The 14,777-nt window shown below is 62.5% G+C and carries 11 protein-coding genes; 4 read left to right on the top strand and 7 right to left on the bottom strand.

Going from position 1 to position 14,777, the window contains the following annotated elements:
* Positions 1-504 precede the first annotated feature (504 nt).
* The 4 genes from NCHOL11_RS07600 (at position 505) to NCHOL11_RS07585 (ending at position 4,722) form a co-directional block, all read left to right on the top strand.
* Positions 505-876, top strand: a complete 372-nt coding sequence (locus NCHOL11_RS07600; RefSeq protein ID WP_097091751.1) for a type II toxin-antitoxin system RelE/ParE family toxin — start codon at positions 505-507, stop codon at positions 874-876.
* Positions 876-1,268: an XRE family transcriptional regulator gene (locus tag NCHOL11_RS07595; RefSeq protein WP_097091750.1), complete on the top strand. Its 393-nt coding sequence runs from the start codon at positions 876-878 to the stop codon at positions 1,266-1,268. Before NCHOL11_RS07600 ends, NCHOL11_RS07595 begins: the two co-directional genes overlap by 1 nt.
* A gap of 69 nt (positions 1,269-1,337) precedes the next feature.
* Positions 1,338-2,735 carry an SIR2 family protein gene (locus NCHOL11_RS07590; protein WP_097091749.1) on the top strand — a complete coding sequence of 466 codons (1,398 nt, stop codon included), beginning with the start codon at positions 1,338-1,340 and terminating at the stop codon, positions 2,733-2,735.
* Entirely contained in the window at positions 2,728-4,722 is a 1,995-nt protein-coding gene (locus tag NCHOL11_RS07585; RefSeq protein WP_097091748.1) for an ATP-binding protein, read from the top strand. Before NCHOL11_RS07590 ends, NCHOL11_RS07585 begins: the two co-directional genes overlap by 8 nt.
* On the opposite strand, the gene NCHOL11_RS07580 is transcribed toward NCHOL11_RS07585, so the two are convergent.
* From NCHOL11_RS07580 to NCHOL11_RS07550, 7 genes are read right to left on the bottom strand one after another with little or no spacing between them, the layout of a single operon-like run.
* Entirely contained in the window at positions 4,719-5,591 is an 873-nt protein-coding gene (locus tag NCHOL11_RS07580; protein WP_097091747.1) for an HNH endonuclease signature motif containing protein, read from the bottom strand. The genes NCHOL11_RS07585 and NCHOL11_RS07580 overlap by 4 nt on opposite strands.
* The gene (locus NCHOL11_RS07575) at positions 5,592-7,646 is read right to left on the bottom strand and encodes an AIPR family protein (RefSeq protein WP_097091746.1); all 2,055 of its coding nucleotides are present in this window, start codon (positions 7,644-7,646) and stop codon (positions 5,592-5,594) included.
* Positions 7,646-8,611 carry a PD-(D/E)XK motif protein gene (locus NCHOL11_RS07570; protein WP_097091745.1) on the bottom strand — a complete coding sequence of 322 codons (966 nt, stop codon included), beginning with the start codon at positions 8,609-8,611 and terminating at the stop codon, positions 7,646-7,648. Before NCHOL11_RS07570 ends, NCHOL11_RS07575 begins: the two co-directional genes overlap by 1 nt.
* Positions 8,604-11,264, bottom strand: coding sequence for a Z1 domain-containing protein (locus NCHOL11_RS07565; protein WP_097091744.1), 2,661 nt, complete (start codon positions 11,262-11,264; stop codon positions 8,604-8,606). The genes NCHOL11_RS07570 and NCHOL11_RS07565 overlap by 8 nt, the downstream gene beginning before the upstream one ends.
* Positions 11,261-12,739 carry an ATP-binding protein gene (locus tag NCHOL11_RS07560; protein ID WP_097091743.1) on the bottom strand — a complete coding sequence of 493 codons (1,479 nt, stop codon included), beginning with the start codon at positions 12,737-12,739 and terminating at the stop codon, positions 11,261-11,263. Before NCHOL11_RS07560 ends, NCHOL11_RS07565 begins: the two co-directional genes overlap by 4 nt.
* Positions 12,739-13,158, bottom strand: coding sequence for a very short patch repair endonuclease (locus NCHOL11_RS07555; RefSeq protein WP_176502197.1), 420 nt, complete (start codon positions 13,156-13,158; stop codon positions 12,739-12,741). The genes NCHOL11_RS07560 and NCHOL11_RS07555 overlap by 1 nt, the downstream gene beginning before the upstream one ends.
* On the bottom strand, positions 13,158-14,777 hold the full coding sequence (locus NCHOL11_RS07550) for a DNA cytosine methyltransferase (RefSeq protein ID WP_217991048.1): 1,620 nt from the start codon (positions 14,775-14,777) through the stop codon (positions 13,158-13,160). Before NCHOL11_RS07550 ends, NCHOL11_RS07555 begins: the two co-directional genes overlap by 1 nt.

The following is a 14,777-nucleotide window of genomic DNA, read 5'->3' as shown; positions in this document are numbered from 1 at the left end:
GGCCGGCGCGGCGGCGGGCCTGGGGGCCAGCCGCCGCCGCGCCCTCCGGCCAGAGCAAGTGTGCGAACGCGGGCGGATAAAAACGCGCGACCCCTGCGCGGCTTCAGCCGCCAGTGTGCGCTCCCTAGATCCCGCGTGCTATCTGGGACGTTGCGGGGTGTCCCCGCTCGAAGGGGTCCGGCGAGACCCGTCAGGGGCTCGACGGCAGGGGAAGGCTTTCCCCCTCAAAGCGTATGGGACGAAGACGGAAACAGCATGATCCGCACGCTGGAAGCGCGTTGCGAAGGCTCTGGGCTGTGGCTAGAAATAAAGTGCCCCGGCGGTATGCAGAGCAGGGACCACCGGGGGATACTCCCTCTATAGGTCGTATCGGGCCGAAAAGATCAAGGGCGGAGCTGTCGCCCGTCCATCTTTGCTCATCCTCTCCCGAAGGGTTGCTCAGCCGGCGGTGAATGGATCAGCGCCCGGTAGGCCAATCTTGACGATATAGCTTGGAGGCTATATATGGAATGGAAAGTCGCCTTCGGCGAGGAGTTCGATGCGGAGTTTGAGGAATTGCCGGAAGCTGTGCAGGACGAGCTGCTCGCATCGGCCAAGCTCCTCGCCACGTTCGGTCCGCAACTGAGCAGACCGCACGCGGACACGCTGAACGCTTCGTCGTTTGCGAACATGAAGGAATTGCGGTTCGAGGCCGATGACGGTGTGTGGCGGGTAGCCTTCGCGTTCGATCCCGAACGAAAAGCGATCCTGCTGGTAGCGGGCGACAAGTCCGGCGGGAGTGAAAAGCGTTTCTATAGGACGCTCATCGCAAAGGCGGACAAGCGTTTTCAGGGCCACCTTGATCGACTGGCGGCCGCGAAGAAGGGAAAGAAGTGATGGGCCGGAATCTGGATGATGTCGTTGCCGCGCTCCCCGAAGCGCGCCGCGCCCGTGTCGAGGCGCGCGCGCAGGAGCTGAAGGAGCAGGTGGAGAGCCTGAGCGAATTGCGCCGCGTCGCTGGCAAGGCCCAGGTCGAGATCGCGTCGGCCCTCAACGTCAAGCAGCCCTCAGTGTCCAAGATCGAGAAGCAAGCCGACATGTATCTATCGACGCTCAGGAGCTACGTCGAGGCCGTTGGCGGGCAGCTCGATCTGATCGTGCGGTTGCCTTCGAGGGCTCCGCTGCGGATCGAGCGTTTGGGTGACGTCGTTCCCGGCGCAGCAACTAGGTCCGGCAAGATTGCCACGAAGCGTCGGGCGAAGCCGAAAGCGGTCGCTGGGGCTGGCTGACGATACTGACCGAACTGAAAAGGTTCAGATCATCAGCTCGTAAGCGTGGTGACATTAGGGGGGAGATTTATGACGACAGTGCCGCCGGGGCCTAGCGAATATCAGCTCATCGGCCTTGCCGAAGACGGCGGCATCGGGAATCTGCTGGCAGACTTCGATCAAAAGCAGGGGCGCGTCCGTCTTCAAGCGCTCATATCGGAATGGCTACGGATGGAGAATCTCGTCGTTCTGACGGGATCGGGCACGTCGGTTTCAGCCGGCGGCAAGACAATGGCCAATCTCGAAACGGCTGTATTCGCCACGATCGGGGCGCTGCCCGACATCCCCGCCTCGGTCGCTCCCATCATCGAAGCCCGCAAGAACGCTGTCCTTCTCGCCGCCTTCGACGATGATGACCCGATCGGTTTCGAGGCATGGCTTTCGTTCGTCGCCAATGCTCTGGTCGTCGCGGATTCAACAGGCGGACCATTCTCCTCCGTGACGTGGCCCAGCACGCCAGCGCCCAGCGCTGCCGATCTGCGTTGGTTCGTCGATCACCTTCGCATGGCGATTTTCGCCGAGTGCGCGCTTTCGCTCCCCGATACGGGGCTGGCCGCGTCCGCTGATGGCATCGCTCCGCATCTTGCATTTCTGTCCAAACTCGTGGCGCGCGATAGCAACCTCGGACGCACCCATCTCTTCACGCTCAATTACGACACGCTGTTCGAGCAAGCATTGGAACTGCTCGGCGTCCAGTATTTCGACGGTTTCACCGGCCGCGCGGCCGCCCGATTCGACCCTTCCGTCTATGGTTTGGACATCTACTATCCGGGCGAGGTGGCGGAGGGTCGTGTGCGGCGCTTCGACAAGTTCCTGCATTTCTACAAGCTCCACGGCTCGATCCACTGGTTCGAGCACGGCAATGAGATGCGCGCGCGTCATCCTGACCTGATGCCTTTTCAGACCTATGCCGCCATGACGGCCGAGCAGAAAGCCGCGTCGCTTCGGTCTCTGGTCGGAGGGACGCCTTCGGTCGGGATTCTGCCGACCGCGAACAAATTCGCTCAGACGCTTGCGATGCCCTACGCTCACCTCTTCCGGTCCTTTCAGGTGCGGCTCGGCATCCCCCAGACCTTCCTCCTCGTGCTGGGCTATGGCTTCGGCGACGATCATGTCAGCCGGATCATCGAGAATGCTCTGATGAATCCGTCGCTTGTGATGCTGGTGGTCGAACCAAATCCGAACAGTCCGGTGATCGCACGCATCCGGCGATACAAGGATCTCGGTAAGCGCGCATTCGTCCTATGTCCGACGACGGATTCCTTCTCAGCAACACCATTCAAGCACGCGACCTTCGACGACTTTGCGCGAACGGTGATGCCCGACGTGCAGTGGCTCGACGACTTCCTACGCTTACGCCGCTTCGAAAAGCAGATCGCTTCGTCCGCGCCATCAGCCGAAGCGGACACGGAGGGCGCGGATGGATAATCCTCGCCTCGTCGGGCACATCGTGTCGGTCCAGGGCTTCCGGGTGAAGGTCGAATTGCTACCCGAAACTCGGTCGGCGCTGCGCGCCACGCTAGACGGCGTGCAGGCGGCCATCGCAATCAACGCCTATCTGACCTTCTCGCTCGGTGCGGGGGAAACCGTCATCGGCATCATCACCGATCTAGAAGCTCGCGAGACCTTCGATCCCGGCAGCGGAGACGATCTCAACCTCGAACTGATGAAACCGCGTCGTGTCGCGAGCGTCCAATTGCTGGGAACGATCGAGCATAAGGATGACGAGCCCGCCTTCAGTCCGGGCATTTCGGTCCTGCCGACACTCGACACGCCCGCGGAAATTGGATCGCCGGACATCCTTCGCTCGGTGTTCGAGATACCACCCCGGCGCAACAAGCCAGAAGGCTATGACGCGAAGGACTTCGATTGCGACCTGAAGATCGGATACCCGACCGGCCAGGACCGGAATGTCGTCCGCGCCTCATATAACGACCTCTTCTCGCGGCCCCTAGCGATCGTCGGCAATACCGGCTCGGGAAAATCCTTCTCGGTGTCGAGCCTGATCCAGAAGGCGATGGCGGCCCTTGATAGTGCCGCCGAGGAGCCGCACGTCTTCATCCTCGACATCAATGGCGAATATGCCAAAGCCTTTCCGTCGGCTGGCGCCGAGCAGCGGCTGCCCGATCGCATCTACCTCAATGGGAAGGAATTCGGCCTCCCCCTCTGGTTTCTGAACGCGGAGGAAATCTGTGCGTGGCTGAGCGCATCGGAACAGACGCAGGAGCCGGTGCTCAAGGATTGGTGGGCAATCGCCAAAGGCGGCGATGAGATGGCTGCTGCAAGCATGAGCGTGCTTCAAAACGCGATGAGCGCGCTAGATCAGCTGCTAAGCGAACTTACAAAGGTGAAGCGAAAGTTTGCCGGTTCCTATTGTGACGCCATTGTAGGACACCTTGCGGATACGGATATCGACACGGCGGCGTTTGAAGCACTCTTTGCCACTCACCGCGCTGTCGATCAGTATAATCAGGATGTAATGGCTAATCAGGCCGCGATTTCGACAGAGGGGAACAAACTCAAAGACGCCATCCGCGCGCTGATTGTCAGCGGAAGCGAAACAACGGAAGCAGGCGCGCGCACGGCTGACTCGCCTCTACCAATTGCCCGCGCAACCCTGACCGATCCGTCCCTCATCAATCGTGCCGTGTCCAAGGAGGATACGTTCCGCGTCGATGCCCATCTGACGACGTTGAAGCTGCGGCTGAAAACCCGCCTCGACGACAAGCGATGGCGCTCCTTCCTCAACTATGAGGAGGCCGATACGAAGATCGACAAGCTGTCCTCATGGTTCGCGCGCTTCGGGCTTGGCGCTGCAACTGGACCGAAAGTCTCGGTGCTCGACCTGTCGATGCTGAGCAACGAAGTTCTCCCCTATGCGTGTGCGGTGATCGGGCGGGTGCTGCTGGAGGCGCGTGAGCGCCTGCCCGCGGCCTCACGCTACAAGCATCCCTGGGTGCTCGTTCTGGAAGAGGCGCACAACTATGCGCGTCCCGCCCGCTCCGATGAGGATCGCGGTCATCGCCTAGCACGGTTGACATACGAGCGGATTGCCAAGGAGGGCCGCAAATTCGGCCTTTCGCTCATCATCGCCAGCCAGCGGCCGAGCGAGATCAGTCAGACCATCATCAGCCAATGCGCCAACTTCATCAGCCACCGCCTGCAAAACCCTGACGACATTGACCACTTCCGGCGCATCATTCCGATGCAAGCAAGACGGCTGCTCGATCAGGTGACGATTCTGTCGTCAGGCGAGGCAATCGTTTTCGGCAGCGCCTTCCATATTCCGACGCGCGTGCAGTTCGATCGACCGGAGCCCGGTCCATATAGCCAGACGGCCGCACCTTATCATGAATGGCGGAAGGAGCAGAATCCCTTCCCATTGGCGCATGTGATCGAGGCTTGGGGCGCCTAGTCGAGCAGTCCGAACTTCAAATCGATAAGAAGGCTGCCGATTGTGGCGCCCTTGCTTTCAAGGAAGGTGCTCAACGTGGACCAGCCCATGTCGATATGCATGGATGAGATGCATAGGTTCGGCTCGCCGTCATCAACATCGAGAGAGCCAAGCCCATTGCGACCGAGCGTTTTCCCGAGCTTATCGATCCGGTAGTCGGACAGCCGGCTGTTGTTGATCCTGATCGTTTTGAGGTCGTCAGGATGAATCGAAACGCCGTGTTCGGTTTCCCGCCTCCCACCAAGCACCATAGCCTTTTCAATGATGGCGAGCATAAGCTGACGATCCGCCACCGCCAGATGGCGCAGCTTCTCCGCGTAAGCCGCCACTTCCCCAGGAGTATCACCATCAATGAAGGGCTCCTCGTCCTGATCGACCAGGAATCGGACGTAGCCTTTCAAGGTCTGCGGGAGGGTCGCTCCGGCCACGTCGGCATCGTCGGTTATTTCGTTGAGATAGGACTTGCGAAGCATGTCGCCGACTGCCTCGAAACGCGCCTCCCGATGGCGCTTCCACTTGCGCAAAATTTTCTTCGTGTAGGTCGCGGGCTCCTTGTCGACCAGCGTGTGGCAGGTGGAGCAAAGCAGGAGAAGGTTTTCGAACGCACGCCGGTCCGCTTCATTGAGCTTGGGATCGAAGCGCGGACCGCCAGCGCTTTCGGCCGCGATGTGAGCAACTTCGCCGACCAGTGTGCCATTGGCCGATAGGAGGACTGTCGGGCAGCCCGGTTTCGCACATTGGTTGCCCGAGAGCGCAAACAACCGGCGCAGCGTCTCCGTACTCGGCGCCTTCCTGCCGGTTTTCTTCTTGGGCACTTTGAGCGTCTGCACCTACACGATGCCTTCCTGCTGAGCCTTGCCGAGAATCTCGATCAATATGGCGCTCTGCCGCTCCGTCGGAATTTTCGCGGGCATCTGCGCCGCGATCTGGAGGATGCCCATTTCCTTCGGCGTCAGCAGCCGGCGGCTTGAGCCTTCGCGCAGGATCGTCGACCATTGCGCTGGCGGCACATCGAAGACCTGCCGCTGCACCTCGATCCCGTTGTCGATTTTCTGCGTCTGTCGCGCGGTCTTGGCTTCGTGCCGGTTGTCGTCGGCTGAGGCGAGCGCAGCCCAGAAGTCCTCCGGCAGCAGGTCGGCGATATGGTCGGCCTGGTCGAGCAGTCTCGTCCAGCACCCCTCCCGCTTGCACCATTCGGAGATGTTGGAGATACCCTGCGGAGGTCGGGTGATGTCCTCGTTCACGGCCGTCGCGATAGTCGCCAGCGCCTCTGACAACACATCATCGATCGCCTGGGCGGACCAGATGCGCTGATAATCAACGGTAGTCTTCCGGCGCTTCGTGACCTCGCCCAGCATGGAGAGCGTGTAGGCAACGATGTTGGCCCGATAACCGCCGTTGTACCAAGGCTGCGCCGAGACCAGCTTCTCGACCGCGCGGAACAGGATGCCGCGGGCGATGGCGCGCTTGAAATAGAACTCGTTGAAGCCGTCGGACGACTTCTCCCATTCCTTCCCGATCCGCAGCGCGTAGCGGGCGAAGTTCTTCTGACTGCCGAGGTTCACCCAGCGCGGGTGATCGTCGAAGACGTTCTCGAACTTGGCGAGGTCGGTTTTCGTGACCATCTGCGTTTTGGGATATTCCGCCCGGAACCGCTTCTGCTCGGCGGCGGTGAGCTTCGACTGCGCGTCGACATACTGGCCGCGCGCCCGCTCGTAGAACCACTTCGTCTCGCGCTGCGCGCCCTGCTGGGCTGGCGCCCAGATGCGGCGCGAGAATTCGGCCATGCGGACGTGGAAGGGATGGTTGGAGAAGAAGTCGGCCGCGTTCACCCGGTTCTGCGTGTTCGCATATTCCGAGATGCGGGGGACGACCATCTCGCTCTGCTCGCTGTCGATCACAGACAGCTTCATCTGAACGAAGATGCCCGACAGGTCCGCCTTGTCGCGGCGCTGGGTATGGAACAGCGAGGCGGTCGTCTGGCCGCCGTTCACGATCTGGAGATCGGTCATGCGGACGATCTGGAGACCGCTTTCGGTCATCCGCGTCTCGACCTCCTGGGCCGTCGCAGTGATGCCGTTGTTATAGGCGAAGAACATCTGCGGCTCGTTCATGATGGTCGCGCGGATGCCCTTGTTCACCTGCGCGCGGGCTTGGAGGAAGGTCCGGACGTTCTGCTCCAGCAGGCGCGCGCTGTAGCGGTCGTAGAGCGCGGCCAGGATCGGAGCCGGCATGACGATCAGGTAGGACTGATAAGAGTCGGAGCCGAGATTCGCCGGGAGGCAGTTGATGCCGTTGCCGAACATCTCGACGAAATCGATGTCGAGCGGCTCCTTGTGCCCGCGCGAGCTGCGCTGACGCTGGAACCGCGCCATATCCCAGATATGGTAGGTGGCGCGGATGCCACCCACCTCACCATCGGGAAACCCCTGAAAACGGTCGCTCAGCACCCGCTCGGAAGTGAGGTAGAAACTGACCTGGCGAAGCATCGCACGCCGGTCGGCGATCTGCCGGACCAGCCCGTATTCGGGCGTGGTGACATCAGGTTCCAGCGTTCCCTGGAGGCTCGCCTCGAAGAAGTTGACGACGCGCTTGAAGGTGGCGCCCACGTCGGTGCCCGTGAGCGTCTCCAGTTCGCGCCGGCAATCGAAGTCGGCGACGAAGACGTCGAGCGCACCCTCGTCGTTGAACCAGTAGCCGTCGACGCGCATGCCTCGCGGCGCGCGGTAGTGGCAGTGCTCGAACCCTTCGATGAAGCCGGTCTCGATCAGCTCGGTGGAGACCGCCTCCATGAACGCTTCAAGCTGGTAGGTGCTGTTCGCCTCGGCATCGGCCAGCGTTTCCTGGCGGAAGTCGTGGAAGAACTCCTCTACGGTCTGTTCCATCAGCTCCCCCCGAAGACTCCCCCATTGTCGCATTCGTAGGGCGCAATGGTTTCCAGACGGATATCGTAGGCGACCCTGTCGATGCCGGTCGGCAGTTGCGACCGCATGAGGCGCGGGAATCGGTCGCCGACGCGATAGCTATGCACGTCGCTGACGACGAAGCGCGGCGCGTCATAGTCGGGAAGCGGGGCATAGCCGTGTGTCACCAGCTTGCGGTCGAAGGCTTCGACGGCCTCCGCCTCGCCTAGCCGCGCCTGCACCGCGGCGATGAGCCCGTTAAGCGATTGCGCGCTCGCCGCGTCCGGCAGACTGCTCAATCGGTAGATGCGAAGAAACAGCGCATCGTTGAGGGACTCAAGCTGGTCCTCCGACGAAATGCGCACCGTGCTGCGCTCGGTGCCGGACAGCGATTTGATCTCTACCGCCGTGTTGCCGAAAATGAAATCCTGGTGGGATTTCTCCGGGCCGAGCCAGGCTTCGACGGCGACGGCGGACGATGGCTGCTGCTCGATCAGCTCCAGCAGGAAGGTGAGTTCGGCAAAAAGGCCGCGGACCTCCTCGGCCGACAAGTGCTGGCTGCGGCCGGACAAAAAGGTCTTCCACCGTCGGATATGCGCCAGTGCGACGGCGAGCGAGCTGGCGGAATCGGTGGCGCGCTCCAGCGCGGATGCGAGGGTCCGGCAGAGGCCCTCGAAAAGATCTCGATCGACCTGCTTTTCGAGGGTCAGGACAAGGCGTTGCCGCCCCGACTCGCCCCCGCGAAGATCGACGTCGATCCCATGCACCGTGACCACATTCTTCCGGAACGGATCGGTGTGGTCGCCCCCCAGCTCGACAATGAACAGGCAGGCGCCGGTCGTGTCCCGTCCCCAGAAGCAGGGCACGGCGGTTTCGCCCGGCACCTGGCGGACGTTGAAGTCCGCGCCGGGGACGGCGATGTCATCCCAGGGTGAGGACTCAGACATCGTAGTCCTCCTCCTCGTCCGGATCGTCGCCATAGCCCTGCATCTGCTGGAGCCAGACCTTGTTCACGACGACGTTGATGGTGGTCGAATAGTCCCCGTATGGAAAGCTCACGCCGAAAGCGGCGATCGGCCCTGCCACAGCACCATCCCTAGGTTCGAGGCTGTGGATCATGAGCAGCGGCCTGTTCCGGACCATCCGGTAATGTGTGTCGGACACCGCGCCGGTTCCGTCCTCGCCGCCGGCCAGCGCCTCCGCCTCCTTGCGCTGCGCATCGTCGAGCCCGAGCTTCTCGTCGCCGCGGGAGGCGACACGATCCTTGTTCAGCCGCCAAGCGGTTCCGTCAGGCTGACCTTTGCCGACGACGCGCACCTGGTTGTTCAGGGTGAATGGCCCGCTGGCGCCCGGTGTCCCTCCGGGCGAGATCAGCAGCACGTCGGTGAGCGGACGCTTTTCCGCGATCCGTTCAAGATAGGTCACCACGTCCGACTTGATGCCGGCGAAGGTCGAGTGGCACTCGAACCGGGTGAGGAAATCCTCCACCACCGCGATCGGGACGTCGCGGAAGATCAGGCCCTTTCCGGTGTCCTCCTCCGGCCGCCCGCCGAAGCCGCCGCGCCATTGCTCCGCGATCAGGTCGAAATTTCGGGCATTCACGTCCGGGTCGGTCGAGACGACGTAGCTCTCCCGCAGCCGCCCGCTGAAACTCTGCTCAACCGTCACTTCCTGACCGGACCGCATCTTATTGGTGGCGGTGATCAGCAGGCTGTCCGGGTGCGAGCGGACATACAGGCCGAAATCCTTCGGGCTGAGACCGTCACGGCGCATCCGCTTGACCTGCTGCGTCAGTTCCTCGGCGGCCTCGGCGATATGGGAATACCAGTTGATGGAGTCGCGTGAGAGATGAACGCGGCAGAGGTCCTCGAAGCCCGGCCGGTAGCCGAACCAGCGGCCCATCTGCATGAGCGTGTCGTACATCTTGGTGTTGCGATACATATAGCTGACGGTCAGACCCTCGATGGTCAGGCCGCGAGACAGGCTGAGACCGCCGACCGCGATCGCGGTGAGGCCGACGCCCTCCTTCTCGTACCGCGTGAAATCCAGCACCTCGTCGCTCTTGCTGTTGATGACGTAGAGGTGGAGGTGGTCGAACACGCTGTTGAGCGCCGCCTTGACCTCGGGCCAAGTGAATCCAGCATCGGCATATTCGGCGTCGAACGCCTGTTTCAGGCGCTGCATGTGGATGTTCGTCGAGGAGACGGATTCCGGCATGAGATAGTTCACGCGGACCGCCTCGCGCATCGCCTTCTCGCGAAGGCTGAGGAAGTCGCGCACGGCCTGCTGCACCGGCACGAAACGCGACACATTGATCATCATCGAGCAGTGCTTGCCTGTCTGCCCGCGCAGGTTGCGGATGGCGCGCGCGACGATGAACTCGTCCAGCGCGCGGTAGAGGCTGGGTGGCAGCTCCGGCACGGGGTCGTCGCGCTTGTGCCGGTAGGGAAGAAAGTCCTCGCAGTCGTCGATCGGCTTCACGATCGACTGGCTGGTCTTATCGTCGAGGAACACCTTCTCCGCGCCGAAATAGGTCGTCGGCGCGTCGAGGCAGTAGATAAAGTCGCGCGGGAACAGCTCCTCGCGCACGTCATCGTCATAGGCGTCGGGATTGATGAAGATGTTGGCGAACGGCGTCGCCGTGTAGCCGACATAGCAGGATTTCGCGAACAGCCCCAGGATGCGCCGGATCATGGCGTTGGTGCGCGTCGGGTCGAGATCCTCCTTGTTGGTGTTGATCGAGGCGTTGTCGGCCTCGTCGTCGATGAGCAGCATCGGCACATCGGAAATCCGGCCATCGCCCTCGGCGTTCAGCGCCTTCAGCCATTTGTGCAGCGCCGTCAGCGTCGTGACGTTCTTCTTGATGATGAGGATGATCGGCTTGGAGAAATCGTTGATCTTCCAGCCGCTCTTCGCCGCGGTGTTCTTGTTGAAGTCCTCGTTGATGTTGGTGAGCGTCGCCGGGTGGGGATAGCCGGGGTCGAGTCCGACACCGATAGACCGGCGATCCTCGGGATCGCTGGACCGCCCGATAAAAGCTTCGTCGATGCGCTCCTGGGTCTGCTTGCGCAGATTGTTGTGAATGCCAGCGATGACGATGATGAACTTGTATCCGGCATCGGCGGCGCGGGCGATCAAGCCGGTATAGTTGGCGGTCTTGCCGGACTGGACGTGGCCAATGACCAGTCCGCGGCGGTTCCAGGTCGTCCCTTCGCTGATCGGGTCTTGGAGATGCCCCAGGATGCGGCTTGTCACGTCGCTCAGCGATTGGACCAGGCGAGGCGACCAGCCGTCCTTCAGCAGAAAGTTCTCGTAGGCGCCGGAATAGGTCCAGGTGATGTCCTCGCGCTTGCGGACCCACTGATCGTCATGCTTCGCCGCGACATCAACCAGCGAAACGCCGGCGCCCATGCGCGTGTCGACCGAGATCATCGCTTCGGTGATGATGTTGCGGAGGTCGCCGGTGTAACCGAAGATGGCGGCGATCTGCTTGGCCTTCTCCTCCACCTGCTCGCGCGTCGGCGTCTCGGTCAGGTTGGCGAGACCCGAGATCAGCGCGTTCGCGATGTTTCGTTCTTCCGTGATGATCGTCGCGGTCATGCGAAAGCCTCTGCGATGAATTTCTCGGCCGTCTCGATCTGCCCGTCGAAAAGGCGCGTCGATCGCACGATCTGGAGGAAGGTCTTCGGGTCGCCCGGCCCGTCGCCGTAGAGCACCTGTTTGAGGCTTTTCAGCCGATCCATCGTCTGCTCCTGATCCACGGTCGCCTGGCTCACCTCGCGCGGGTGCGTCGAATAGTCGGAATAGATCATCTCGACTGGCAGGGCGGCGGCGATCGAATCGAGCAGCACGCGCAGGGAGGCGGCATCGGCGGCAGACAGCCGTGCGCCGAGAGACGCGATCAGTGGGTGCTCCGCGTTGATCGCGAACCGGATGCCGCCGTGATCGGCGTAGCGCTCCCAGAGCGGGGCCTGGCTTTCTTGGAACAGCTTCTGGCCGCGACCGCGATGCACGGTGACGCTGCGGGCGGTGATCTGGCTGATGATCTGGCGCAGGCGCTCCCGCACGGCATGCGGCGGCCGGGCGCGCGACTTTTTGATATCGATGGTCCAGGCTTCGTCAAGGCTGTTCGGGAAATCGATCTGGACACGGGCGAGCTTGGTGGCTTCGCCCTTGGGCACCAGCCGAAACCAATCGCCCCAGGCCATCAGGCGGCCGTTGCGGTAGACGTAGGCGCCTTGGTTCGAGATGAAGTCGCTTCGGTCCTGGTAGAAGTCATATTCCGACGCCGTGAGGCGGCTGTGGTGCGGCAGGATGTAGGGCTGCATCACGACCGCCACGTCGTCGACCCAGACGGTTTCCTCGGGAAGCATCTGGGTCGCGGCGTTCTTCCGGCAGAACGGATCGAAGGGCGCGACTGGGTGGCCGTTGATCCGGATCGCCAGCCTTTTCCTGCCTTTCACCTCGCCGGCGAGGAAGCGGTGGAACACGAGCGACAGGTGCCGCTCAACCACGGCGAGCTTCTCGTTGACGATCTCGTCACGCTTCTGGCCGGTTTCGTCCTCGAACAGCCGGTCGAGGTCGCGCCAGATGACCAGCGTACCGGTTTCGCCCAGCGTATCGAAGAAGGGCTGCGCGGCGATCTCCTCCTGGTCGAGGACAGCGATGAACCAGTCGTCCTCATCCTCAACTTGCGCCAGGTTCCACTCCGCGCCCGATCGTTCGCCACGCTGCGTGCTGGCGACGGTAAGCCGGCGGCACTGGGAGAAGGACGCGGTTTTCAGCCCCAATCCGAAGCGTCCGAGATCCTTCGGTCCGCGCTTCTTCCGCGGGTCGGTCGCGCCATGCCGCATGGCAGCGATCACTTCGGCCTCGGTCATGCCGCGCCCGTTATCGGCGATGACCAGCACCGGCGCGGCACGGCTCAGATCGCAGAATATCTGGATGTCAGTCGCGTCGGCCGAGATGCTGTTGTCGATCAGGTCGGCAATCGCGGTTTCGAGCGAATAGCCGAGATCGCGGAGCGACGCCGTGAGACTTGCCGCACTGGGCGGAAGATGATGGGGCCTCGCCATCAGTCCTTCCGGCGCAGCTCGCCCGCGAGGCGCCGGACAACTCCTTCGGCGTCCGCCTTCAGCTCGCACTCCCACACGGTCATCACGGTCCAGCTTGCCGCCTCCAGATCAGCCCGGTTGCGGGCGTCGCGACGCACATTGGTGTCGAATTTTTCCTGCCAGAACTCGGCGCGGGTCGAGGGGGTGGTCGCATTCCGGCAGCCGGAATGACGGTGCCAAAAACAGCCGTGGACAAAGATCGCGGTCCGGTATCGCGGCAGAACGATGTCCGGCCGCCCCGGCAGCTTCTTCGCGTGAAGCCGGAAGCGGAAACCGGCACGGTGCAGAAGCGAGCGCAAGCGCAGCTCGGGGCTGGTGTCGCGTCCGCGGATGCGCGACATGTTCCAGCTCCGTCGTTCGCTGGTGATTGTGTCAACCATCATTGCCCGCTCCGGATGGAGTCGAGAACCTCAGCGACAATCGCGGCGATCTGGGTGGCGAGGCGAGGCGGGACGGCGTTGCCCACTTGGTGATACTGCGCCGTGCGCGGCCCCGCGAAGAAGTAGTTGTCGGGAAAGGTCTGGAGCCGCGCCGCCTCGCGGACTGTCAGGCTCCGGCACTGCGACGGGTCATAGTGGATGAAGTAGTGGCCGTCCTTCGAGATGTGGGAGGTGACGGTCGTCGACACATGATCGGCGAGCTGCACGCGGAAGCGGTCGGAGAACATCTTCCCCGCGCGCCCCTCCTCGACATTCTGGTGATCGGGAAGGAGCCCCACCGGAAAGTCGGCGAGCTTGGGGCTGTGTCCGGTCGTGGCGGCGAAGGTCGCCGCGTAGAAGTAGCGGCGCAGGTCGGATGCCATGTGGCTGCGCGCCTCGTGCGCGGTCAGCACCGGCAGCCGGTCGTCATAAAGGCTGCGCAGGACGTCATGGTTCGGCCGCCGCATCGCATAGCGGTTGGAGGAGTTGAAGCGGGGCGACCGCATTTCGACGAGCTTGTCGAACTTCAGTTCGCGCGCGACATCAGCCGCATAAGCCGCCCCGTTGAGCTGATGGCGGATGTTCATGCTGGAAATCTGGCGGATGGCGCAGAGCCATGCGTCACGGCTGTCCTTTTCCTTCGATAGTCCGCTCCGGATCGGCGGAAGCGTGCCGATCGTGTCACGCACGGTCGGCGCGGTCATCTTCCGGAGGGTTGAGGGGCGAACCTTCAGGTCGCTGCGGATGCCGACGATGAACATCCGGTGCCGTGCCTGAGGGATGCCGTGATCCTCGGCGCGCACGAGGAAGAGACGCGGGTCGACTTCGCCCTCAGCCATTTCCTCTTGGGTGAGAGAATAGAGTCGATAGCCGAGATCGGCGGGGGCGCCGGGGATGGCAGTCGCAGGGCGCTGAAGGTCGCGAACAATCCGGGTGATAGTGGACTTGCCTTCGATCGTCGCCGACAGCAGCCCCTTCACATTCTCCATGACAAAAATTGGCGGACGGTGATCCGCAATGATCTGGAGATACTCAAGATAGAGGGTGTGCTTCTCGTTTTGTTCGAACTCGGGATCACCCTTCATCCGGGCGCGACCGACCAGCGAATAGGCTTGGCAGGGTGGTCCGCCCACCAACGCCCAGTGATCGCTGCCTGCTAGGCGCTGCCGGATGATCTGGCGCACCTCGGCGTGCGACTCCTTCCCCAACGAAATTCGGAGGGCGCTCTGCCGAGCATGGGCATAGGCGGCGGGATGGCGATCGAACAGTTCAGCCTTGGAGATTTGTCCGGCTAGAAACTCATAATAGTCGTCCGGAGCCTCGCCGAGCGGGAAGTGACGATAGAAATGCCTGAGCAGCAGCGTCTCGTGCGAAAAGGCATCGCGCTCGATTGACACCACACTGCGGAAGCGGCGCCGCTGCTCACCATCGAACGCGGTCGCGAAGCCCTCGCCAAGCCCGCCCGGACCGGCGAACAGGTCGATCACCGGATAGGCGTCCTGCTCGGCGGCTTCGTCCGGAGCTGCATCCTGGAGCGCGCCAAGTTGAATCGCTGGCAGTGTTTCCGCGTCCCCCCTCAC

Origin of the sequence: Novosphingobium sp. Chol11 (assembly GCF_900218065.1) — a bacterium.
Lineage (GTDB): Bacteria > Pseudomonadota > Alphaproteobacteria > Sphingomonadales > Sphingomonadaceae > Sphingobium > Sphingobium agri.
Note: the sequence above shows the minus strand (reverse complement) of the source record. Positions and strands in the feature narration are given on the sequence as shown.